Raw genomic sequence first — 20,475 nt, forward strand, 5'->3', positions numbered from 1 at the left:
GGTGGTGCCATGACCCCCGTGGCCGAGTTCCCCTTCGTCGCCGTGGTCGGCCAGCCGGCCCTCAAGACCGCCCTGCTGCTCAACGCCATCGACCCCCGGGTGGGGGGTGTGCTGATCAGCGGCCCCCGCGGCAGCGCCAAGTCCACCCTGGCCCGGGCGCTGGCGGCGATCCTCCCCGATACCTCCGAGGGGCGCCGGCCGCCCTTCGTCACCCTGCCGCTGGGCGCCAGCGAGGAGCGCCTGACCGGCAGCCTGGACCTGCAGCGGGTGCTGTCCGAGCGCGAGGCGGCCTTCCAGCCGGGGCTGCTGGCCAGGGCGGACGGCGGGGTGCTCTACGTCGACGAGGTCAACCTGCTGCCGGACTCCCTGGTGGACCTGCTGCTCGACGCGGCGGCCAGCGGCGTCAACAGCGTCGAACGCGACGGCATCAGCCATCGCCATCCCGCCCGCTTCGCCCTGATCGGCACCATGAATCCCGACGAGGGGGAGCTGCGTCCCCAGTTGCTCGACCGCTTCGGCCTCTGCCTCGAGCTCGAGGCGACGGTGGCCGTCGAGGAGCGCATCGCCATCCTGCGCCAGCGGGAGGCCTTCGATCGTGACCCCGAGGGCGTGTTGGCGAGTCATGCCGAGGCCCAGGCCGCGCTGACCCACCGCCTGAGCCAGGCGCAGCAGAGGCTCGCCGAGATCACCACCGATCCCTGGGTCTACGAGCATATCGCCCGGGGCTGCGAGGCCGCCGGCGTCGAGGGCCTGCGCGCGGACGTGACCTGGCATCGCGCGGCCCGGGCCCATGCCGCCTGGCGCGGCGCGACCAGGGTGACCCGGGAGGACCTGGACGCCGTCGCCCCCTGGGTGCTGGCCCATCGCCGTACCCGGGAGTCCCGGCCCGATCACATGCCGCCGTCCGGTGGCTCAGGCGGCCAAGGTGGCAGTGGCGGCGGCGATGGCGGCGGAGCCGCGCCCGGCGAGGGTCAGGGCGGCCCGGGCGGAGACGGGCAGTGGGGCGCCATGCCACCGCTGGCCCAGCCGAGCGTCGACGTACCGGCTCAGGCGCTGCCGGCGACCGAGGCGCCGGCCCGCAACGCCGCCACCTCGCCCGCGGCGACAGCGCCGCGGGGGACCCGGCGGCAGGGCGGGCCGGGTCGGCAGCGCGCCGGTGGCGAGGCCCGGGCGCGCCGGCCGGACTGGTTCGCCACCCTGGTCGCCAACCGTGGCCGCTGGCCCTGGCGGGAGCTGCGCTATCGTCGGGGCCGCGGTGGCCGGCCGCTGGTGCATCTGGTGCTGCTGGATACCTCCGCCTCCACCCTGGGCTGGCGGCGGCTGGGCCGCGCCAAGGGGCTGGTGGAGCGGCTGGGGCGCCAGGCCTACGCCGCCCGGGAGCAACTGGCGGTGCTGGGCTTCGGCAACGACGGCGTCACGGAGCTGGTGCCGCGGCGTCGTGCCCCCAAGACGCTGCCCGGGCGGCTCGAGGCCGCCGGCGGTGGCGGAGGCACGCCGCTGCGCGAGGCGATCCAGCACGCGGCGCGGCTGATTCGCCGGTGGCGCCGGCAGGACGCCGGCCTGCGGGTGCGCACCTACCTGATCACCGACGGCCGCACCCGCCAGCCCCTCGATGGCTTGCCGTCGCTGGGGGAGTGCGTGGTCGTGGATACCGAAGAGGCCGCCGTCAAGCGCGGCCGCGGCGCGCGAATCGCCGCGCAATTGGGCGCCCACTATCACCCCCTGTCCTATGGAGCGTCCAGTAGAGAGTCCCGTGGAGAGTCGGCCCATGGCTAAGCCAACCGAGGCGGCGAGCGCCGCCTGTCCCGCCCTCTTTCTCGCCGCCCCGGCCTCGGGGCAGGGCAAGACCACGGTGACCGCGGCCCTGGCCCGACTGCTGCGCAACCGGGGCCAGGTGGTGCGGGTCTTCAAGACCGGCCCCGACTACCTGGACCCGCGGGTGCTGGCCCAGGCCTCCGGCCGGCCGGTGGACCCCCTCGACCTGTGGATGGCCGGCGAGGCCGACTGCCGCCGGCGCCTGTACGAGGCCGCCCGGGAGGCGGACCTGATCCTGGTGGAGGGTGCCATGGGACTGTTCGATGGCGAGCCCTCCAGCGCCGACCTGGCGGCGCTGTTCGACCTGCCGCTGGCCATCGTCATGGACGTCAAGGGCATGGCCCAGACCGCGGCGGCGCTGGTGGCCGGCCTGGCGGGCTTCCGCGACGATGTGCGCATCGCCGGGCTGATCGCCAACGCCTGCGGTTCGAAGCGCCATCGGGAGCTGATCGAGGAGGCGCTTCCGGCCGAGATTCCGCTGCTGGCCGCGGTGCCCCGGGATGCCGCCCTGGCCCTGCCCGAGCGCCACCTGGGGCTGGTCCAGGCCGAGGAGATCCGCGACGACCTGGAGGCCCGCTTCGAGGCCGGCGCCGCCGCACTCGAGGCCGAGGGGCTGGCGGAGGCGCTGCTGGTGCTGCCGCCGGTCAGCTTCGCGGCGCCGCCCCAGGCCGCCGCGGCGCCCCTGCCGTCGCTGCGGGGCCGGACGATTGGCGTGGCCCGGGACGCGGCCTTCAGTTTTATCTACCAGGCCAACCTGGATCTGCTGGAGCGCATGGGCGCGAGCCTGCGCTTCTTCTCGCCACTCACCGATAGCCGCTTGCCACCCTGCGATGCCCTCTGGCTGCCGGGGGGCTACCCGGAGCTGCACGCCGCACGGCTGGCGGCGAACGCGCCGATGCGCGAGGCGATCCAGGGCTTCTTCGCCGTCGACAAGCCGATCCTCGCCGAGTGCGGCGGCCTGCTCTACTGCCTGGAGAACCTGACCGACGTGGACGGCGAGACCCACGCCATGCTGGGGCTGCTGCCCGGCCGGGGCGCCATGCGCGGGCGACGCGGCTGCCAGGGGATGCAGACCGCCGAGCTGCCGGAGGGGCCGGTGCGCGGCCACGCCCACCACCGCTCGGTGGCGGAAGGCACCCCCGAGCCCATCGCCTTCGGCCGGCGCCAGCGCCACCCCGCGCCGGGGGAGGCCATCTATCGTGAGCGTGGCCTCACGGCCACCTACCTGCACCTCTACTTCCCCGATAACCCCGATGCCCTGGCCCGGTTGTTCACGGCGAGCGAGCAGCCGACAAGCGCGATCATAGAGACCGAGGAGTCCCAAGGATGAACCTGAACAAGATCCCCGCCACGGTGGTGACCGGCTTTTTGGGCAGCGGCAAGACGACCCTGCTGGCCGGCCTGCTGCGCCAGGTCACCGGCAAGCGCATCGCCGTTATCGTCAACGAGTTCGGCGAGCAGGACATCGACTCCAGCCTGCTGCGCGGCTGTGCCCTGGGTTGTGACGAGGAGGGCGAAGACGCCCCCGTGGAACTCGAGCGCGGCATCTATGAGCTGGCCAACGGCTGCATCTGCTGCACCGTGGAGGAGGAGTTCCTGCCGGTGATGAAGCAACTGGTGGCGCGCCGCGACGATATCGACCATATCCTCATCGAGACCAGCGGCCTGGCCCTGCCCAAGCCGCTGGTCCAGGCCTTCAACTGGCCGGAGGTGCGCCAGCACTGCACCGTGGACGCCATTATCACCGTGATCGACGGCCCGGCGGTGGCCGCCGGCCGCTACGCCAGCGACGTCGACAAGGTGGAGGCCCAGCGCCGGGCCGACGAGAGCCTGGATCACGACCCCAGCCTGCGCGAGCTGCTCGACGACCAGCTCAGCGCCGCCGACCTGGTGCTGGTCACCAAGACCGACCTGCTCGCCCCGGATGAGCGGGCCCGGGTGGAAACGCTGGTGGCCCAGCGGGTGCCGGCCTCGGTGAAGACCCTGTTTATCGACCAGCGCGGCTATGGCAACGGTGACGGCGACGCATCGCGGGCCGCGGACCAGGCCCAGCTGGAGGCCCTGATGGGCATCGGCGCGGCGAGCGAAGAGCATATCGACCGCATCGACAACCACCACGATCGCCACCACGCCGAGGGAGCCCATCACGACCACGCTCACGATCACTTCGACTCCTGCGTGATCCGCCTGGGCGAGGTGGACGGCGAGGCCCTGGCGGCGCGCCTCCAGGCGCTGCTGCAGGGCCACGAGATCTATCGCGCCAAGGGCTTCGCGGCCCTGCCGGGCAAGCCCATGCGGCGGGTGATCCAGGCCGTGGGCGAGCGCCTGGACGGCTACTTCGACCGCCTCTGGGCGCCGGACGAACCGCGGGCGACCCAGCTCGTGATCATCGGCAAGGGGCTGGATAGCGAGGCCCTGCACGCCGCCCTGGCGGGCGCCGAGATCGCGACGACGCCCTGATGCACCTCTTCGCCGCCAAGCCCGGGGGCTTCGTCGACGACGAGGGCATCGTCGACCTGCAGCAGAGCCCCGCCGAGGTCGTCATCCTGTCCGCCGCCGACAGCAGCCTGTCGGCCCTGGCCCAGGCGGTGGAGCGCCTGGACGGGGCGGGCGGCGAGGGCTTTCCCTCGCTGCGCCTGGCCAACTGGATGAACCTGGTCAAGCCCGCCGCCTATGACCTCTACGAGGATCGGGTGCTGGACGAGGCGCGGCTGGTGATCGTCTCGCTGCTGGGCGGCAGCGGCTACTGGCGCTACGGCTTCGAGCGCCTGCAGGCCTGGGCCGCCGCCGACAAGGGCCGCCAACTGATCCTGGTGCCGGGCTGCGACGCCCCGGACGACGATCTGCTGGCGGCCTCCAGCGTGCCTTTCCCCTTGGCGCACCGGGTGTGGCGCTACCTGCGGGAGGGCGGCGTGGACAACGCCGAGCAACTGCTGCGTTGTGTCGGTGCGGAATGTCTGGGGCTGCCCCTGGCGTGGCGCGAACCCAAGCCCCTTCCCGCGGCGCTGCTCTACGACCCCCACACGGTGGGCCGGCAGGAGGCGACCCTGAGCGAATGGCGGAAACGCCAGGTTCCCGAGCGCCCGGTCTGCCTGCTGCTCTTCTATCGCAGCCATCTGCAGGGCGCCAATACCGATGTGCTGGATGGCCTGATCGCGGCGCTCGAGGCCCAGGGCCTGGCGCCCCTGGCGGTGGCGGTGGCCTCGCTCAAGGAGTCGGCCTGCCTGGCCTTCGTCAATCACCTGATCGAGGCGACCGGCGCGGGCCTGGTGGTCAATACCACCGGCTTCTCCGTCAATCGCCATGCGGACGACGGCGAGGCCCTCGGCGAGGCGGAGCTCGAACAGGAGCTCGCGGGACTCTTCGTCGGCCGGCCGGTGGTGCTGCAGGCGATCCTGGCCAGCAGCACCGAAGAGGACTGGCGGGCCGAGGCCGGCGGGCTGCGCAGCCGCGACCTGGCCATGCAGGTGGTGCTGCCGGAGATGGATGGCCGCATCCTGACCCGGGCGGTGGGCTTCAAGAGCGAGGCCCACTACAGCGAGCGCTGTCAGCTGTCGGTGGTGCGCCACGCCCTGCACCCGGAGCGCGCCGCCTTCGTCGCCCGGCTGGCGCGGCGCTTCTGCGACCTGCGACACGGGCCGAACCGAGAGAAACGCCTGGCGCTGGTGCTGGCCAACTACCCCAACCGCGACGGGCGCATCGGCAACGGCGTCGGCCTGGATACCCCGGCCTCGACGGTCGCCATCCTGCGGGCCCTGGCCGGGGCGGGGTATCCGGTGAGTGAGGTGCCGGAGGACGGCGACGCCCTGATCCGGTGGCTGCAGGGCGGCGTCACCAATGCTCGCGAGGCCCTGGACGGGCGCCCCTGCTGGCAGAGTATCGCCGTCGACGACTACCTGGCCTGGTTCCGGACCCTGCCGGAGGCCCTTCAAGAGACGGTGTGGACGCGCTGGGGGCCGCCCGGCGCGGACCCCAAGTACCGCCAGGGCCGGCTGATGATCGCCGGGATCCGCCTGGGGGAGACCTTCGTCGGTATCCAGCCGGAGCGCGACATCAGTGAAGGGCCTGGCGCTGACCTCACCAAGAGCTACCACGATAGCGAGCTGGCGCCGCCCCATAGCTACCTGGCCTTCTATCTGTGGCTGCGCGAGCACTACCGGGTGGACGCGGTGATCCACGTCGGCAAGCACGGCAACCTGGAGTGGCTGCCGGGCAAGAGCACGGCGCTCAGCGCCGACTGCTGGCCGGAGGTCGCCCTGGGGCCGCTGCCGCACTTCTATCCCTTTATCGTCAACGACCCGGGGGAGGGCGCCCAGGCCAAGCGCCGCAGCCAGGCGGTGATCATCGACCACCTGATGCCGCCGCTGGCCCGCGCCGAGCTCTACGGCGCCATGGCGGAGCTGGAGGCGCTGACCGACGAGTACTACCAGGCCCTGGGCATGGACCCGCGCCGCGAGACCCTGCTGCGCGAGCGGATCCTGGCCCACCTGCGCGACACCGGGATCGACCGGGAGCTGGCCCAGAATACCCACGGCGCCGACGGCGCGGAGGAAGAAATCCTGCTTAACGAGCTGGATACCTACCTGTGCGATATCAAGGAGGCGCAGATCCGCCACGGCCTCCATGTGCTGGGCAGCCTGCCGCCGCGGGACAAGCGGGCCGGGACCCTGGTCGCCATCCTGCGGCTGCCGCGGGGTGAATCGCCGGCCCAGCGCGGCCTGCTGCATAACCTGGCCGCCGACCTGGGGCTGCCGCCGGGCTTCGACCCCCTGGCGGCCGGGGCCGAGCCTTGGCAGGGGCCACGGCCGCCGGCCCTGGCCGCGCTGGCCGATGCCCCCTGGCGCAGCGCCGCCGATACCCGCGAGCGCCTGGAGCTGCTGGCCCATCGGCTGGTGGAGACACATGTTCTGGAGGAGGGCTGCCTGGCGACCCTGGCCCGGGACTACCCGGCCACCGCCGAGCAGTGCCGCCATGCCCGGGAGCGGCTCTGGGCCGATATGCAACGCGGCGCCGAGATGGAGCTCCAGTCGCTGCTGGATGGCCTCGAGGGGCGCTTCGTGCCCCCCGGGCCGAGCGGCGCCCCCAGCCGCGGGCGCCTGGACGTGCTGCCCACCGGGCGCAACTTCTTCGGCGTCGACAACCGTGCCATTCCGTCGCCGGCCGCCTGGTCCCTGGGCGAGGCCTCGGCCCAGGCGTTCGTCGAGCGCTACCTGCAGGATCACGGCGACTACCCGCGCCGCCTGGGCCTGTCGATCTGGGGCACCGCCACCATGCGCACCGGCGGCGACGATATCGCCCAGGCCTTCGCGCTGATGGGGGTGCGGCCGATCTGGTCGCTGGGCTCCCGGCGGGTGATCGATATCGAGGTGATTCCCGCCATGCTGCTGCAGCGGCCCCGGGTGGACGTCACCCTGCGGGTCTCCGGCTTCTTCCGCGACGCCTTCGCCAATGTGATCCGCCTCTTCGACCGGGCGGTGCGGGCGGTGGCGGAGTACCAGGAGCCGGGGGATTCCAACACCATTCGCACGGCGGTGCTGGCGCGCCGGGGCGAGCTCGAGGCCCAGGGGCTCGCCCCGGAGGCGGCGGCCCGGGAGGCCGGCTACCGGGTCTTCGGCAGCAAGCCCGGCGAGTACGGCGCCGGCCTGAACCGCCTCCTCGACAGCCGCGCCTGGGAGAACGCCGACGACCTGGCCGAGGCCTACCTGGGGGCCGGGGCCTACGCCTACGGCCAGTTCCCGGAGTCCGGCGTCGCCGCCCGGGCCGCCTTCGAGCACCAGCTCGAGGGGCTGGAGGCGGTGATGCACAACCAGGACAACCGCGAGCACGATATCCTCGACTCCAACGCCTACTACGCCTTCCAGGGCGGCATGGCCAATGCCAGCCGGGCGCTGGCCGGCCAGGCCCCGGCCATCTACCATGCCGATCACGCCGACCCGGCGCGGCCGCGGCTGCGCACCCTCGAGCAGGAGCTGGCCCGGGTGATCCGCTCCCGGGTGCTCAATCCCAAGTGGATCGAGGCCATGCGCGAGCACGGCTACAAGGGCGCCGCCGAGATGGCGGCGACGGTGGACTACCTGTTCGCCTACGACGCCACCACCGACCTGGTGGCCGACTACCAGTACGCCCAGGTCACCGAGGCGCTGGTGCTGGACCCGCGCAACCAGGCGTTTTTGCGCGAGCATAATCCCTCGGCCCTGGAGGAGATGGCGGAGCGGCTGCTGGAGGCCGCCCAGCGCGACCTGTGGCGGGAGCCCGGCGAGCAGGGCGAGGCGCTGCAGGACCTGCTGCTGGAGATCGACGAGACCCGGGAGCTGGCGCCCTGATGGTGGATCAGCCACGTATCAAGGGGCGGTGCCCCGGGGCCTGGCACCCCATGGCCAGCGGCGATGGGCTGCTGGTGCGGGTTCGGCCGCGGTTCGGCCGGCTGACCCGGACCCAGCTGCTGGCGCTATGCGAGGCGGCGGAGACCTACGGCAGCGGCCTGATCGAGCTGACCAGCCGCGCCAACCTGCAGCTGCGCGGCGTCTCCGAGGCGTCCTGGCCCGGGCTGATGGAGGCCCTCGTCGAGCACGGCCTGGTCGACCCGGACCCCGAGGCCGAGCGCCATCCCCAGTTGCTGCTGGCCCCCGACTGGCGGGCCGGCGACGCCACCCATGCGGTGGCGTGCCTGCTGGAGGCCCGGCTCAATGAGCTGCCGGCGCTGCCGGCCAAGTGGGGCCTGGCCATCGACGCAGGGGATGCGCCGCTGCTAAGCGAGGTCTCGGCGGACCTGCGTATCGAGCGGGCGGCGGTGGGCGCCCTATTAGTTCGTGCCGATGGCCGGGCGCTGGGCACCCCGGTGGACTCGCCCACCGCCGCCGTCGAGCTGCTGATTCGGCTGGCCTGCTGGTTCGTCGCCAGCGGCGGCCGAGACGCCGGGCGGATGCGCCGGCACGAGGCGCCGCTGCCGTCCTGGGCGCCGGCCTCCACGCCGCCGGCTTCTACATTGTCAATCAGGGCCGGCAAGCCCATGGCGTTGGGGCGGCATCCGAGGGGGCGGGTCCTGGGCCTGCCCTTCGGCCGGGCGTCGGCCGCGACCCTGCGAGCTGCGGTCGAATCCGAGGCGCTTACCGCCGTGCGGGTCACCCCCTGGCGGCGCCTGCTGATCGAGGGGGTCCCCACGGGGGCGCCTTTCGATCAGCCCTTCGATAAACAGGTGCCGCCGGGGCTAGTGGGGAGCGAGGGCGATCCGCGCCTGGCCATGCAGGCCTGCCCTGGGGCCCCCCACTGCGAGCAGGCCAGCGTGGCGACCCTGGGCCTGGCGCGGGCGCTGGCCGAACGCCAGCTTATCGCGGGCTCCGTGCATCTCTCCGGCTGCGCCAAGGGCTGTGCCTGCCGGCAACCGACCGACCTCTGCCTGACCGGGCGGGACGGGCGCTACGACCTGATCATCGGCGGTCGCGCCGATGGGGCGCCGGCCGCCACCGGCCTCAGTGAATCCGATGTGATCGAATACCTAGAGAAGAATCGCGATGCCTTACGTCTATGAAACGGACGGCCCGGCCATCTACCGGGAGTCCTTTGCCACGATCCGGCGCGAGGCCGACTTGGCGCGCTTCGCGCCGGAGGAGGAGCCGGTGGCCGTGCGCATGATCCATGCCGCCGGGCTGGTGGAGCTTGCCCCCTACATTCATTTCCGCGGCGATGCGGTGAACCGCGCCCGGGCGGCGCTGGAGGCGGGGGCGCCGATCCTCTGCGACGCGCGCATGGTCGCCGAGGGCATCACCCGCACGCGCCTGCCGGCGGACAACGCCATCCTCTGCACCCTGCACGACGCGCGGGTACCCGAGCTGGCCCGGGAGCTGGGCAACACCCGCTCGGCGGCGGCGCTGGAGCTGTGGCGCCCCCAGCTGGACGGCGCGGTGGTGGCGATCGGCAATGCGCCGACCGCCCTGTTCCACCTGCTGAATATGCTGGAAGACCCGGCGTGCCCGCGGCCGGCGGCGATCATCGGCTGCCCGGTGGGTTTCGTGGGCGCCGCCGAATCCAAGCAGGCCCTGTGGGAGAGCGCCGCGGCGCCCTGCGTGGTCGTCGAGGGGCGCCTCGGCGGCAGCGCGGTGACGGTGGCCGCCCTCAACGCCATGGCGGATCGCCGCGAATGAGCCTCGCCACCATGCCACCGGGCACCATCCACGGCGTCGGCCTGGGCCCCGGCAGCCAGGACCTGATGAGCGTGCGGGCCGACCGGCTGATCCGCGGGGCCTCCCATGTCGCCTATTTCCGCAAGCAGGGCCGCCGCGGCCATGCCCGCAGCATCGTCGAGGGCCTGCTGGCGCGGGACGTCATCGAGCTGCCCATGGAGTACCCGGTCACCACCGAGATCCCCGTCGACGACCCCCGCTACAACGAGTTGCTGGCGGCCTTCTACGACAAGCAGGTCGCGCAACTGAGTGAGATCGCCGGGGCGGGCCAGGACGTGGTGGTGCTCTGCGAGGGCGACCCCTTCTTCTACGGCTCCTTTATGCACCTCTATACCCGCCTTCAGGGACGGGTGCCGGTGGCGGTGGTGCCGGGCATCACCGGCATGTCCGCCGCCTGGACCGCCACCGGGCGGCCGGTGACCTGGGGCGACGACGTCCTTACCGTGCTGATGGGCACCCTGCCGGAGGCGGCCCTGGTCGAGAGGATGACGCAGACCGATGCCCTGGTGGTGATGAAGATCGGCCGCAACCTGGACAAGCTGCGCCGGGCCCTGGTCAGGGCCGGCCGCGACGACGAGGCCTGGCTGATCGAGTACGCCGCCATGCCCCAGGAGCGCATCCGGCCGTTTCGCGAGGTCGGCGATAGCGTCCCCTACTTCTCCATCCTGGTGATCCACGGCAACGGGAGGCGGCCATGAACGAGGTGGCAAGCGGTGGCTGGCTCAAGGTGGTCGGCCTGGGGCCGGGCTCTGAGGCGCTGATTACCCCGGAGGTCTCCGTCGCCCTGGCGGAGGCCACCGATGTGGTGGGCTATGTGCCCTATGTCGAACGGGTGGCGCCGCGGCCGGGGATGACTCGCCACGGCTCGGACAACCGCGAGGAGATCCGCCGGGCGGAGGCGGCGCTGCGACTGGCCGCCGAGGGGCACCGGGTGGTGGTGGTCTCCTCGGGGGACCCGGGCGTGTTCGCCATGGCCGCGGCGCTCTTCGAGGCGCTCGAAGCGGGGGAGCCCGAGTGGCGCGCCCTGGATATCCAGGTGCTGCCGGGTATCTCCGCCATGCTGGCCGCCAGCGCCCGGCTGGGGGCGCCCCTGGGCCACGACTTCTGCTGCATCAACCTCTCCGACAACCTCAAGCCCCGGGCGCTGATCGAGCGCCGCCTGCGCCTGGCCGCCGAGGCCGACTTCGCCATGGCCTTCTACAACCCCCGCTCCAGGGCGCGCCCGGAGGGCTTCGAGCGCGCCCTGGAGGTGCTGCGGGAGGCCTGCGGGCCGGCGCGCCCGATCATGTTCGCCCGGGCCGTCGCCACGCCGGAGGAGTCCCTGAGGGTCACCACTCTGGGCGAGGCCACGCCGGAGATGGCCGATATGCGCACCCTGGTGTTGGTGGGCTCCAGCCAGACGCGGCTGATCCCGTGCCATACCGTCGGCGTGCCCTGGGTCTATACCCCGCGGTCGGCCTTGGGGTCTGACGCGTGAGCGAGCCAGGCCAGTACCGCTTCGACCGAGTGCACCTCGTGACGGGAAGGCAGCGCCGGCCGTTCGATCATCACCACCGGCAGGCCCAGCTCGCGGGCGGCGGTGAGCTTGGCCACTGCACCGCTTCCCCCGGCGTTCTTGCAGACGATGCGCTGGATGCCGTGCTCCCGCAGCAGGGTCCGATCGCCTTCCCGGGTAAAGGGGCCGCGGTCCAGGACCACCCGGTGATGGGGCAGGGGCGGCGGCGCCTCGGGGGCATCGACCAGGCGCAGCAGGTAGTGGTGCCGGGGCTGGGCCGCGAAGGCGGCCAGGTGCTGGCGGCCGATGGCCAGCAGCACCCGCTCGGGTGGGCCGGCAAGCGCCGCCACCGCCGCCTCGATATCGGCGACGCGGGTCCAGCGATCGCCGGCCTGAGGCGTCCAGGGCGGGCGGGTCAGGGCGATCAGGCGGATGCCGGCACGCCGCGCCGCCGCCACGGCGTTCTGGCTCATTCGTTCGGCGAAGGGGTGGGTGGCATCGACCAGGTGGGTGATGCCGTGCTCTGCCAGGAAGTCGGCCAGGCCCGCCGCCCCGCCGAAGCCGCCGACCCGGGTCGGCAGCGGCTGCGGCTTGGGAGTGGCCACCCGGCCGGCATAGCTGAACAGGGCAGGGACCTGGCTCTCGGCCAGGGCGCCGGCCAGGGCACTGGCTTCCGTGGTGCCCCCTAGAATCAGGATTTTCATATGACGGACCTAGACGAGGCTCCCTGGCTGACGCTGCTTGGCTGGGGGGAAGGTGGCACAGAAGGGCTGACCGCGGCAAGCCGCAGCGCCCTGGAGGATGCCGAGCTGGTGTTCGGCGCGCGGCGCCATCTGCGCCTCTTGCCGCCGCTGGCGGCCGAGGTGCGCGAATGGCCGGTGCCCTTCGCCGACGGCATCCCCCAGTTGCTGGCCGAGCGAGGTCGCCGGGTGGTGATGCTGGTCTCCGGCGACCCCTTCTGGTTCGGGGCGGGCACCAGCCTGGTGAGGTATCTTTCCCCCGGCGAGTGGCGGGCGCTGCCGGCGCCCTCCACCTTCGGCCTGGCGTCCTCCCGCCTGGGCTGGGCGCTGGAGGGCTGCACCTGCCTGGGCCTGCATGCCAAGCCGCTGACGCGGATCCGCCCCCATCTGCAGGTTGGCCGACGCCTGCTGGTGCTGCTGCGGGACGGCGACGCCGTTCATGAGCTGGCCGGCTGGCTGGCGCGCTTCGGCTTCGGCGCCTCCCGGTTGCATCTGCTGGAGGCCCTGGGCGGCGACGAGGAGCGTATCCGCAGCGTGCGGGCCGACGCCGCCCTGCCGGACGATATCGCCCATCCGGTGGCGGTGGGGCTGGAGGTGGCCGGGGAGGGGCCGGCCCTGCCGCTGACGCCGGGCCTGCCAGACGAATGGTTCGACCACGATGGCCAGATCACCAAGCAGGCCGTGCGCGCCCTGACCCTGGCGGCCTTGGCCCCCCGGGCGGGGGAGCGGCTCTGGGATCTCGGCACCGGCTCGGGCTCCATCGCCATCGAGTGGCTGCTGGCCCATCCGGACAACCGTGCCCTGGGCGTCGAGCGCGACGCCGGGCGGGCGGCCCGGGCGCGCCGCAATGCCCATGCCCTCGGCGTCGACTGGCTGGAGGTGATGGAAGGCGATGCGCTGGCGATGCTGGAAGCGGGGGCCCTGACCGAGGCACCGCCCCCCGAGGCGGTCTTTATCGGCGGCGGGCTGTCCCAGGCCCTGCTGGAGGCGCTATGGCGGCGATTGTCGGCCGGCGTGCGAGTCGTGGCCAATGCGGTGACCCTGGAATCCGAGGCCCTGCTGGCCGAGTGGCAGCGGCGGGCCGGCGGCGAGCTGCTGCGTATCGAGCTGGCCAGGGCCGCGCCCCTCGGCACCCGGCGGGGCTGGAAGGCCAGCTACCCCATCGTGCAGTGGCGGGTGAGCCGATGAGGGTGGCGGGCTTCGGCTTTCGCCGCGGCGCCGGCCTGGCCTCGTTGGATAACGCCCTGGACCGGCTGTGCCGGCGCTATGGCCCGGTCGACCGGCTGGCCGCGGTGCAGTCGATGCTACCGCTGGTCCAGGCACTGGGGGAACGACACGGCATCCCCGTGATAGGAGTGGCGGAGGGTGACTTGCCCCGGGCGGTCACCCTGACCCGCTCCCCGTATAGCCTGGCGGCCCGGGGCACCGGCAGCGTCGCCGAGGCGGTGGCCCTGCTGGCGGCGGGCCCCGGGGCGACCCTGCTCGGCCCCCGGCTGATCTCGACGGACCGCCAAGCCACCGCGGCCCTGGCGAAAGGAGACTGAACATGACCATCCACTTTATCGGCGCCGGCCCCGGGGCACCGGACCTGCTGACGCTGCGGGGCCGGGACCTGATCGCTTCCTGCCCGGTATGCCTCTACGCCGGCTCGCTGGTACCCGAGGCGCTTCTCGAGCACTGTCCGGATGGCGCCCGCATCATCAATACCGCGCCGCTCTCCCTCGACGAGATCATCGCCGAGATGCGCGCCGCCCATGCCGCGGGGCACGATGTCGCCCGGCTGCACTCCGGGGACCTGTCGGTGTGGTCCGCCATGGGCGAGCAGCTGCGCCGGCTGCGTGAACTGGCGATCCCCTATGCCATTACCCCGGGGGTGCCGGCCTTCGCCGCCGCTGCTGCCACCCTGGGCCAGGAGCTGACCCTGCCGGGGGTGGCCCAATCCGTGGTGCTGACCCGCACCCCGGGGCGGGCCAGCGCCATGCCGGCCGGCGAGACCCTGGCTAACTTCGCCAGGAGCGGCGCCACCCTGGCCATTCACCTCTCCATCCATAACCTGGCCCAGGTGGTGGAAGCGCTGACGCCCTACTATGGTGCCGACTGCCCGGTGGCCATCGTCTGGCGGGCCAGTTGGCCCGACGAGCGGGTGGTGCGGGGGCAGTTGTCGACCGTGGAGGCCCAGGTCGTCGCCAGCATGCAGCGCACGGCGCTGATCCTGGTGGGCCCGGTGCTGGGCAGCGAGGATTTCCAGGAGAGCTGCCTCTATTCGCTCGGCTATGACCGCCGCTTCCGGCCCCAGTCGGCGGATTCGCCCTTCGCCGCCGGCGAGGGTGACGGCGTATGATCCATCTCTCGCTGATCGGTATCGGCACGGGCAATCCCGAGCATGTCACCCTGGCCGCCGTACGGGCCCTCAATGAGGCGGACCTGATCCTGCTGCCGCGCAAGGGCGAGGCCAACTCGGACCTGGTGGACCTGCGCCGGCTGCTGTGTCGCAATCTGCTGGAGGCGTCGTCCCGCACCCGGGTCGTGGAGTTCGACCTGCCGCGCCGCGATACCCGTGCCGACTACCTGGCCGCGGTGGACGACTGGCATGGGGCCATCGCCGCCGTCTGGGGGGAACTGATCGCGACCCACCTGCCCCAGGGTGGCCGGGTCGGCCTGCTGATCTGGGGGGACCCCTCGCTCTATGACAGCAGCCTGCGTATCGCCGGGAGGCTGGGGTCCCGAACGGGGGGCGAGGTGACGGTAGACGTGGTGCCGGGCATCACCAGCCTGCAGGTGCTGACCGCCGCGCACCGCATCCCCCTCAATGCGCTGGCCGAACCGGTGCAGATCACCACCGGCCGCCGTCTAAGAGAGCGCGGCTGGCCGAGTGACGCCGCGAGCGTGGCGGTGATGCTCGATAGCGGCGGCGCCTTCCAGGCGCTGCCGCCGGAGGGCCTGCATATCTGGTGGGGCGCCTACCTGGGCATGGACAAGCAGCACCTGATCGACGGCCCCCTGGCGGAGGTGGCCGCGACGATTCTCGAGCGGCGTGCCGCCCTGCGCGAGCGGCATGGCTGGATCATGGACATCTATCTGTTACGCAAAATCAGTGGTGGAGAGTGAAATGAAGAAAGTCGATCCTCAGCGTCATGCCGAGCGCATGGCCATCAAGCAGCGCATCATGAACGAGCGCATCAAGGCCGCCGACAAGGACCAGGGCGTGCTGCTGGTGCTGACCGGCCCCGGCAAGGGCAAGAGCAGCTCCGGCTTCGGCATGCTGGCCCGGGCCCTGGGCCACGGCATGCAGGTGGGCGTGGTGCAGTTTATCAAGGGCGCCTTCAGCACCGGTGAGGAGGCCTTCTTCCGCCAGCTGCCGGGCGTGGAGTACCACGTGATGGGCGAGGGCTACACCTGGGACACCCAGGACCGCGAGCGCGACGTCCAGACCGCCGAGGCGGCCTGGGAGGTGGCGAGCCGCATGCTCGCCGACCCGAGCTTCGACATGGTGTTGCTCGACGAGCTCAATATCGCCTTGAAGAACGGCTACCTCGACCTGGATCGCGTGCTGGACGACCTCCAGGCGCGGCCGGCCATGCAGCACGCCATCGTGACCGGGCGCTACGCCCCCGACGCGCTGATCGAGTTGGCCGACACCGTCACCGAGATGAAAGTGGTCAAGCACGCCTTCAAGGATCAGGGAGTGAGGGCCCAGAAGGGCGTCGAGCTATGAGCTCCGAGCACGCCTTCTCCGAGGCACAGCGGGCCGGTGTCTATCGCGCCATCCACGAGCGCCGGGACGTGCGTTCTCAATTCCTGCCCGACCCCATCCCGCCGGCGGTGCTGGCGCGATTGCTGGAGGCCGCGCATCACGCCCCCTCGGTGGGTTTCATGCAGCCCTGGGATTTCCTGGTGATCGACAGCCTGGCGACCCGCGAACGGGTGTATCAGATCTTCCAGCGGGAGAACACCAAGGCCGCGGATCACTACGTCGGGGAGCGCGGGCGGACCTACCGCAGCCTCAAGCTCGAAGGCATCCGCGATGGCCCCCTGAACCTGTGCATCACCTGCGACCGGACACGCGGCGGCGAGCACGTGCTGGGGCGCAACAGCATCATCGACACGGACCTGTTCAGCGCCTGCCTGGCGGTACAGAACCTGTGGCTGGCGGCTCGGGCGGAAGGCATCGGCGTGGGCTGGGTGAGCATCCTCGACCAGCAGGACCTGGCCGAGGTGCTGGGCCTGCCGGAGCAGGTCTACCCACTGGCCTATCTATGTATCGGCTATGTCAGCGAGTTTCTGGGCGAGCCGGAGCTGGCCCGCAAGGGCTGGCGTCAGCGGCTGCCGCTGGCCGAGCTGGTGCATGCTAATGGCTGGGGGCGAGGGGTCACCGATGACGAGCTTCGCCAGGCACTGGGGGACTCATGCCGACCCTGATGATCCAGGGCACCACCTCGGATGCCGGCAAGAGCACCGTGGTGGCGGCGTTGTGCCGCGCGCTCCATCGTCGTGGGGTGTCGGTCGCCCCGTTCAAGCCGCAGAATATGGCGCTCAACAGCGCGGTGACCGTGGACGGCGGTGAGATCGGCCGCTCCACGGCGCTGCAGGCGCTGGCCTGTGGCCTCGAACCTCACAGCGACATGAACCCGGTGCTGCTCAAACCGGAGAGCGACCGCGGTGCCCAGGTGATCCTGCGCGGGCAGGTGCATGGCCATATGGACGCGCTGGACTACCACGCCTACAAGCGCGAGGCGCGCGATTCCGTGCTGGCCGCCTGGCAGGCACTGTCGGCGCGCTTCGACGTGATCATCGCCGAGGGGGCGGGCAGCCCGGCGGAGATCAACCTGCGGGCTAACGATATCGCCAACATGGGCTTCGCCGAGATGATCGACTGCCCGGTGCTGCTGGTGGGTGACATCGACCGCGGTGGGGTCTTCGCCCAGTTGGTCGGCACCCTGGAACTGCTCACCGCCTCCGAACGGGCCCGGACCCGGGGCTTTATCATCAACCGCTTCCGCGGCGATATGGCGCTGCTGCAGCCGGGACTGGATTGGCTGGAGGCGTACACCGGCAAGCCGGTGCTGGGCACCTTACCCTACCTCCAGGGCCTGCTGCTCGACGCCGAGGACAGTATCGGTCGCGAGGGGCGTGAGGAGGGGGAGCCGGTGCTGCGCGTGGTGGTCCCGGCGCTGCCGCGCATCAGCAACCACAACGACTTCGATCCACTGCGCCTGCACCCGCGGGTGGCGCTCACCTTCGTGGGGCCGGATCGGCCCATTCCGCCGGCCGACCTGATCATCCTGCCGGGCAGCAAGAGCACCCGCGCGGATCTCGCCTGGCTGCGCGCCCAGGGCTGGGAGGCGGCCATCCGCCGCCATCTACGTTATGGTGGCAAGCTGCTGGGGATCTGTGGTGGTTTCCAGATGCTGGGCGACTGGATCCACGACCCCGCGGGGCTGGAGGGGGCGGCCGGCTCGGCGCCGGGGCTGGGGCTGCTCGAGATGGAGACCCGCATGGTGGCCGGCAAACAGCTGCGCAACGTGAGCGGACGCCTGCTGCCCGAGGGCGTGCCGATCGCCGGCTACGAGATCCACAACGGCGTTACCACGGGGCCGGCGCTCGAGCGCCCCCTGTGCGAGCTGGTGGGGCGCCCGGACGGGGCAGTGAGCGACGACGGCCGGGTGCTGGGCACCTACCTGCATGGCCTTTTCGATCAGCCCGCGGCCGGTGCGGCACTGCTGGCCCGCTGCGGGCTGGAGGAGGCAGGCGAGGCGGTGAACCTGGCCGCCCACCGCCAGGCGGAGCTCGATCGACTGGCCGATGCTCTGGAAGCGCATCTTGATATGTCCGCTATTCAGCGGTTGTTGCGGTGTTAACGCCAGGCGTCTCGTGAGCGGGCTACAGCGTGACCCGGTCGATGAAGCGGCGGAAGTACATCTCCACGCGCAGGGTGAGCGCCCAGCGGGGCTCGCGGTCGACCGCGCGGGGGAAGTGCAGGGCCGGGGCGACGTCGAGGAAGGTGAAACCCTTGTGGATATCACGGCGGAAGCGCAGCTGCAGGTAGCTGTCCTCGATGGTGGTGTGGGAGAGGCTCTCGCCCAGCACCACCGCGGAGTAGCGCAGCACGCTGCGACTGTTGATGCGCTGGTTGAGTTCGGCGGTCTGGCTGAACTCCAGGGTGTCTTCCGTCTCGCGCCACTGCATGTTGCTGATGAAGCGCAGGTGGCGCTTCTCGTCCACCGAGCGGCCCAGGTCCCAACGGGTGCGCGCCGAGTAGCCGTCGTCGTTGAACCAGGAGAAGCGGTTGTCGCTGTGCAGCTGCCAGGGACCGTCGTCCAGCGTCCAGAGCCGCTCGGAGGTGACGCGGGCGTAGGTTTCCAGCGGCAGGCGCAACTTCACGCCGCCGCCGAGCTCGGTGTTCCACTCCCGGGTGCGGTCGCCTTCCCCCATGGTGCGCAGCCCCACCAGCACGTCCCTGATGCTGTCGACGCGGTCGTCGGTCAACGCCGACTCCTGCTCGCCGAGGGTGCCGCGGGTTTCCTCCGGCTCGCTCTCGATGATCAGGCGCAGGCGCTACTCGGTGGTGGGCAGGTCGAGGCGGAAGCGGGCGCCGAAGTCCTGGTCGAACGCCTCGCCCTCCTTCCAGGCGAACTCCTGGCTAAGGCGCAGGTAGGAGTCCGAGTCCACGGTGAGGGCGTCGGTGGTGCCGAAGAAGCCATCGATGCTGCGCGAGGTGGTGTCCACCCAGTCGGTCATGGTGGCGTGGAAGGGGCCGATGCGCTTCACCGCCCACTCGGGCAGGTCGCTGCCGTCCTCGGTCATCAGGGTGTCGGCATGGGCGGCCAGGCTGAGGCAGGCCGTCAGGGCGATCAGCGCCTTCTTCATATCGTGGCTCTCGCGTCGGTTCCTTTGCTCGGAGTCTATCGGAACCAGCCCTTCATGACCTCGGTAATCTGGCGCATCTCCTGTGCCGAAGTGACATAGGCGGGCATGGTGTAGAGCCAACGGCCGATGGGGCGTAGCCAGACCCCCTGTCCGCGGGCCCAGTCGGCTACCCCGGTGAGGTCTTCCGCCCGGTGGGCCTCGATCACCGCGGTGGCGCCCAGCACCCGTACGTCCGCTACCGCCGGATGGGCGATGAGGCGTTCATCGTCGAGCAGCTCATGACGCAGTATCCCGTTCAGGTCGGCGATCCTGCCGAGGTAGTCCTCCTCCTCGAACACCGCCAGGCTCTCCAGGGCCACGGCGCAGGCCAGTGGGTTGCCCATGAAGGTGGGGCCATGCATGAAGGCGTGCTCCGGGGAGTCGCCCACGAAGGCGTCATGCACCCGGTCGGTGGCGAGCGTCGCCGCATGGCCGAGATACCCCCCGGTGAGCCCCTTGGAGAGCACCATGATGTCCGGAGTGACCTCGGCATGGTCGGCCGCGAACATCCTCCCGGTGCGGCCGAAGCCGGTGGCCACCTCGTCGAACACCAGCAGCACCTCGAACTCGTCGCACAGCGCACGGGCGCCCGCGAGGTAGTGGGGTGAGGTCATGTTGAGTCCGCCGGCGGCCTGCAGCAGCGGCTCCATCAGCAGGGCGGCGATCTCGTGGTGATGGCGCTCGAGCACCCCGCGCAGCGCGGCTAGGTCTGCCTCCACCGCCTCGGGCTCTGTGTCGAAGGGCGCGGTGGGAGCCGGGGCGAAGTGGTGGCGCGGCAGGTAGCCGGCGAACAGGGAGTGCATGCCCTCCTCGGGGTCGCAGACGGCCATGCAGCCGGCGGTGTCGCCATGGTAGGCCTTCATCAGCGAGAGCATGCGGTGCTTGCCGGGCTTACCGCGCAGTCGCTGGTATTGCACCGCCATCTTCATGGCCACCTCCATGCCCACCGAGCCGCTGTCGGAGAAGAAGACGTGGCTCAGGCCCGGCGGCGTGATGTGAACCAGCTCCCGGGCCAGGCGGTCGGCGGGCTCGTGGGTGAGGCCGCCCAGCATGACGTGGCAGAAGGTGTCGGCCTGGCGCTGGATGGCGCGTACCAGCCGTGGATGGCGGTAGCCGTGGATCATGCACCACCAGGAGCAGGTGGCGTCGAGCAGCGTCTCGCCGCCTTCCAGGGTGAAGCGCGGCCCCTCGCCACCGATCACCCTGGGCGCCGGGCGCTGGGTCTTCAGATGCGCATAGGGGTGCCAGACCGGGCTGGCCGCGGTGGAGAGGGGGAGTTCACGCATCGAGGCCTCCGGGAAGCGGGGAGGGTACGACGGGCACGCGAAGACATCGCCGG

19 protein-coding genes are annotated in these 20,475 nt (G+C 71.6%); 15 read left to right on the forward strand and 4 right to left on the reverse strand.

From position 1 onward, the window contains the following. Positions 1 to 9 precede the first annotated feature (9 nt). The 8 genes from Q673_RS33880 to cobJ are packed head-to-tail and all read left to right on the forward strand — an operon-like array spanning position 10 to position 11,472. Positions 10 to 1,776: an AAA family ATPase gene (locus Q673_RS33880; RefSeq protein WP_023007235.1), complete on the forward strand. Its 1,767-nt coding sequence runs from the start codon at positions 10 to 12 to the stop codon at positions 1,774 to 1,776. After that, a complete protein-coding gene (locus Q673_RS33885; RefSeq protein ID WP_023007236.1) occupies positions 1,769 to 3,145 on the forward strand; it encodes a cobyrinate a,c-diamide synthase in 1,377 nt (458 codons plus the stop codon). Before Q673_RS33880 ends, Q673_RS33885 begins: the two co-directional genes overlap by 8 nt. Further along, the gene (gene cobW, locus Q673_RS33890; RefSeq protein ID WP_023007237.1) at positions 3,142 to 4,275 is read left to right on the forward strand and encodes a cobalamin biosynthesis protein CobW; all 1,134 of its coding nucleotides are present in this window, start codon (positions 3,142 to 3,144) and stop codon (positions 4,273 to 4,275) included. The genes Q673_RS33885 and cobW overlap by 4 nt, the downstream gene beginning before the upstream one ends. After that, positions 4,275 to 8,138: a cobaltochelatase subunit CobN gene (cobN, locus tag Q673_RS33895; RefSeq protein ID WP_023007238.1), complete on the forward strand. Its 3,864-nt coding sequence runs from the start codon at positions 4,275 to 4,277 to the stop codon at positions 8,136 to 8,138. Before cobW ends, cobN begins: the two co-directional genes overlap by 1 nt. Then, positions 8,138 to 9,343 (forward strand): hypothetical protein, encoded by a 1,206-nt coding sequence (locus Q673_RS33900; RefSeq protein ID WP_023007239.1) that lies wholly within the window; start codon positions 8,138 to 8,140, stop codon positions 9,341 to 9,343. Before cobN ends, Q673_RS33900 begins: the two co-directional genes overlap by 1 nt. Continuing rightward, the gene (locus Q673_RS33905) at positions 9,327 to 9,956 is read left to right on the forward strand and encodes a precorrin-8X methylmutase (RefSeq protein WP_023007240.1); all 630 of its coding nucleotides are present in this window, start codon (positions 9,327 to 9,329) and stop codon (positions 9,954 to 9,956) included. The genes Q673_RS33900 and Q673_RS33905 overlap by 17 nt, the downstream gene beginning before the upstream one ends. An 11-nt stretch (positions 9,957 to 9,967) precedes the next feature. After that, a complete protein-coding gene (cobI, locus tag Q673_RS33910; RefSeq protein WP_031218736.1) occupies positions 9,968 to 10,693 on the forward strand; it encodes a precorrin-2 C(20)-methyltransferase in 726 nt (241 codons plus the stop codon). After that, positions 10,690 to 11,472 (forward strand): precorrin-3B C(17)-methyltransferase, encoded by a 783-nt coding sequence (gene cobJ, locus Q673_RS33915; RefSeq protein WP_023007242.1) that lies wholly within the window; start codon positions 10,690 to 10,692, stop codon positions 11,470 to 11,472. Before cobI ends, cobJ begins: the two co-directional genes overlap by 4 nt. Here cobJ and Q673_RS33920 read toward each other — a convergent pair. Beyond that, positions 11,436 to 12,194: a cobalt-precorrin-6A reductase gene (locus Q673_RS33920; RefSeq protein ID WP_023007243.1), complete on the reverse strand. Its 759-nt coding sequence runs from the start codon at positions 12,192 to 12,194 to the stop codon at positions 11,436 to 11,438. The genes cobJ and Q673_RS33920 overlap by 37 nt on opposite strands. Here Q673_RS33920 and Q673_RS33925 point away from each other — a divergent pair, their 5' ends adjacent. Genes Q673_RS33925 through Q673_RS33955 form a run of 7 tightly spaced genes read left to right on the forward strand, consistent with a single transcriptional unit; the run spans position 12,195 to position 18,088 of the window. Continuing rightward, positions 12,195 to 13,418 carry a bifunctional cobalt-precorrin-7 (C(5))-methyltransferase/cobalt-precorrin-6B (C(15))-methyltransferase gene (locus Q673_RS33925; RefSeq protein ID WP_023007244.1) on the forward strand — a complete coding sequence of 408 codons (1,224 nt, stop codon included), beginning with the start codon at positions 12,195 to 12,197 and terminating at the stop codon, positions 13,416 to 13,418. After that, the gene (locus Q673_RS33930; RefSeq protein ID WP_023007245.1) at positions 13,415 to 13,774 is read left to right on the forward strand and encodes a cobalamin biosynthesis protein; all 360 of its coding nucleotides are present in this window, start codon (positions 13,415 to 13,417) and stop codon (positions 13,772 to 13,774) included. Before Q673_RS33925 ends, Q673_RS33930 begins: the two co-directional genes overlap by 4 nt. 2 nt (positions 13,775 to 13,776) lie before the next feature. After that, positions 13,777 to 14,571, forward strand: coding sequence for a precorrin-4 C(11)-methyltransferase (gene cobM / locus Q673_RS33935; RefSeq protein WP_023007246.1), 795 nt, complete (start codon positions 13,777 to 13,779; stop codon positions 14,569 to 14,571). After that, a complete protein-coding gene (cobF, locus tag Q673_RS33940) occupies positions 14,568 to 15,338 on the forward strand; it encodes a precorrin-6A synthase (deacetylating) (protein WP_023007247.1) in 771 nt (256 codons plus the stop codon). Before cobM ends, cobF begins: the two co-directional genes overlap by 4 nt. Before the next feature lies 1 nt (position 15,339). Further along, a complete protein-coding gene (cobO, locus tag Q673_RS33945) occupies positions 15,340 to 15,945 on the forward strand; it encodes a cob(I)yrinic acid a,c-diamide adenosyltransferase (protein ID WP_023007248.1) in 606 nt (201 codons plus the stop codon). Then, positions 15,942 to 16,649 carry a 5,6-dimethylbenzimidazole synthase gene (bluB, locus tag Q673_RS33950; protein WP_023007249.1) on the forward strand — a complete coding sequence of 236 codons (708 nt, stop codon included), beginning with the start codon at positions 15,942 to 15,944 and terminating at the stop codon, positions 16,647 to 16,649. The genes cobO and bluB overlap by 4 nt, the downstream gene beginning before the upstream one ends. Further along, positions 16,637 to 18,088, forward strand: a complete 1,452-nt coding sequence (locus tag Q673_RS33955; RefSeq protein ID WP_023007250.1) for a cobyric acid synthase — start codon at positions 16,637 to 16,639, stop codon at positions 18,086 to 18,088. Before bluB ends, Q673_RS33955 begins: the two co-directional genes overlap by 13 nt. A 22-nt stretch (positions 18,089 to 18,110) precedes the next feature. Here Q673_RS33955 and Q673_RS33960 read toward each other — a convergent pair whose 3' ends face one another. The 3 genes from Q673_RS33960 to bioA all read right to left on the reverse strand — a co-directional run bounded on the left by Q673_RS33960 (position 18,111) and on the right by bioA (position 20,422). Then, positions 18,111 to 18,716, reverse strand: coding sequence for a hypothetical protein (locus Q673_RS33960; RefSeq protein WP_023007251.1), 606 nt, complete (start codon positions 18,714 to 18,716; stop codon positions 18,111 to 18,113). Between the two features lie 69 nt (positions 18,717 to 18,785). Next, the gene (locus Q673_RS37050; protein WP_023007252.1) at positions 18,786 to 19,097 is read right to left on the reverse strand and encodes a hypothetical protein; all 312 of its coding nucleotides are present in this window, start codon (positions 19,095 to 19,097) and stop codon (positions 18,786 to 18,788) included. Positions 19,098 to 19,132: 35 nt separating this feature from the next. Beyond that, complete coding sequence (gene bioA / locus Q673_RS33965) at positions 19,133 to 20,422, reverse strand: adenosylmethionine--8-amino-7-oxononanoate transaminase (protein WP_023007253.1); 1,290 nt, start codon at positions 20,420 to 20,422, stop codon at positions 19,133 to 19,135. Positions 20,423 to 20,475: the final 53 nt, after the last annotated feature.

Origin of the sequence: Halomonas sp. PBN3, assembly GCF_000475415.1 — a bacterium.
In the GTDB taxonomy this organism is placed as follows: Bacteria; Pseudomonadota; Gammaproteobacteria; order Pseudomonadales; family Halomonadaceae; genus Halomonas; species Halomonas shengliensis.

Coding starts and splice junctions, on each gene's coding strand:
- Q673_RS33880 (WP_023007235.1), top strand. CDS start 10: ATGACCCCCGTGGCCGAGTTCCCCTTCGTCGCCGTGGTCGGCCAGCCG.
- Q673_RS33885 (WP_023007236.1), top strand. CDS start 1,769: ATGGCTAAGCCAACCGAGGCGGCGAGCGCCGCCTGTCCCGCCCTCTTT.
- Q673_RS33920 (WP_023007243.1), bottom strand. CDS start 12,194: ATGAAAATCCTGATTCTAGGGGGCACCACGGAAGCCAGTGCCCTGGCC.
- cobW (WP_023007237.1), top strand. CDS start 3,142: ATGAACCTGAACAAGATCCCCGCCACGGTGGTGACCGGCTTTTTGGGC.
- Q673_RS33925 (WP_023007244.1), top strand. CDS start 12,195: ATGACGGACCTAGACGAGGCTCCCTGGCTGACGCTGCTTGGCTGGGGG.
- Q673_RS33900 (WP_023007239.1), top strand. CDS start 8,138: ATGGTGGATCAGCCACGTATCAAGGGGCGGTGCCCCGGGGCCTGGCAC.
- cobJ (WP_023007242.1), top strand. CDS start 10,690: ATGAACGAGGTGGCAAGCGGTGGCTGGCTCAAGGTGGTCGGCCTGGGG.
- cobI (WP_031218736.1), top strand. CDS start 9,968: ATGCCACCGGGCACCATCCACGGCGTCGGCCTGGGCCCCGGCAGCCAG.
- cobF (WP_023007247.1), top strand. CDS start 14,568: ATGATCCATCTCTCGCTGATCGGTATCGGCACGGGCAATCCCGAGCAT.
- cobM (WP_023007246.1), top strand. CDS start 13,777: ATGACCATCCACTTTATCGGCGCCGGCCCCGGGGCACCGGACCTGCTG.
- bluB (WP_023007249.1), top strand. CDS start 15,942: ATGAGCTCCGAGCACGCCTTCTCCGAGGCACAGCGGGCCGGTGTCTAT.
- Q673_RS33955 (WP_023007250.1), top strand. CDS start 16,637: ATGCCGACCCTGATGATCCAGGGCACCACCTCGGATGCCGGCAAGAGC.
- Q673_RS37050 (WP_023007252.1), bottom strand. CDS start 19,097: ATGAAGAAGGCGCTGATCGCCCTGACGGCCTGCCTCAGCCTGGCCGCC.
- Q673_RS33930 (WP_023007245.1), top strand. CDS start 13,415: ATGAGGGTGGCGGGCTTCGGCTTTCGCCGCGGCGCCGGCCTGGCCTCG.
- bioA (WP_023007253.1), bottom strand. CDS start 20,422: ATGCGTGAACTCCCCCTCTCCACCGCGGCCAGCCCGGTCTGGCACCCC.
- cobO (WP_023007248.1), top strand. CDS start 15,340: ATGAAGAAAGTCGATCCTCAGCGTCATGCCGAGCGCATGGCCATCAAG.
- Q673_RS33905 (WP_023007240.1), top strand. CDS start 9,327: ATGCCTTACGTCTATGAAACGGACGGCCCGGCCATCTACCGGGAGTCC.
- cobN (WP_023007238.1), top strand. CDS start 4,275: ATGCACCTCTTCGCCGCCAAGCCCGGGGGCTTCGTCGACGACGAGGGC.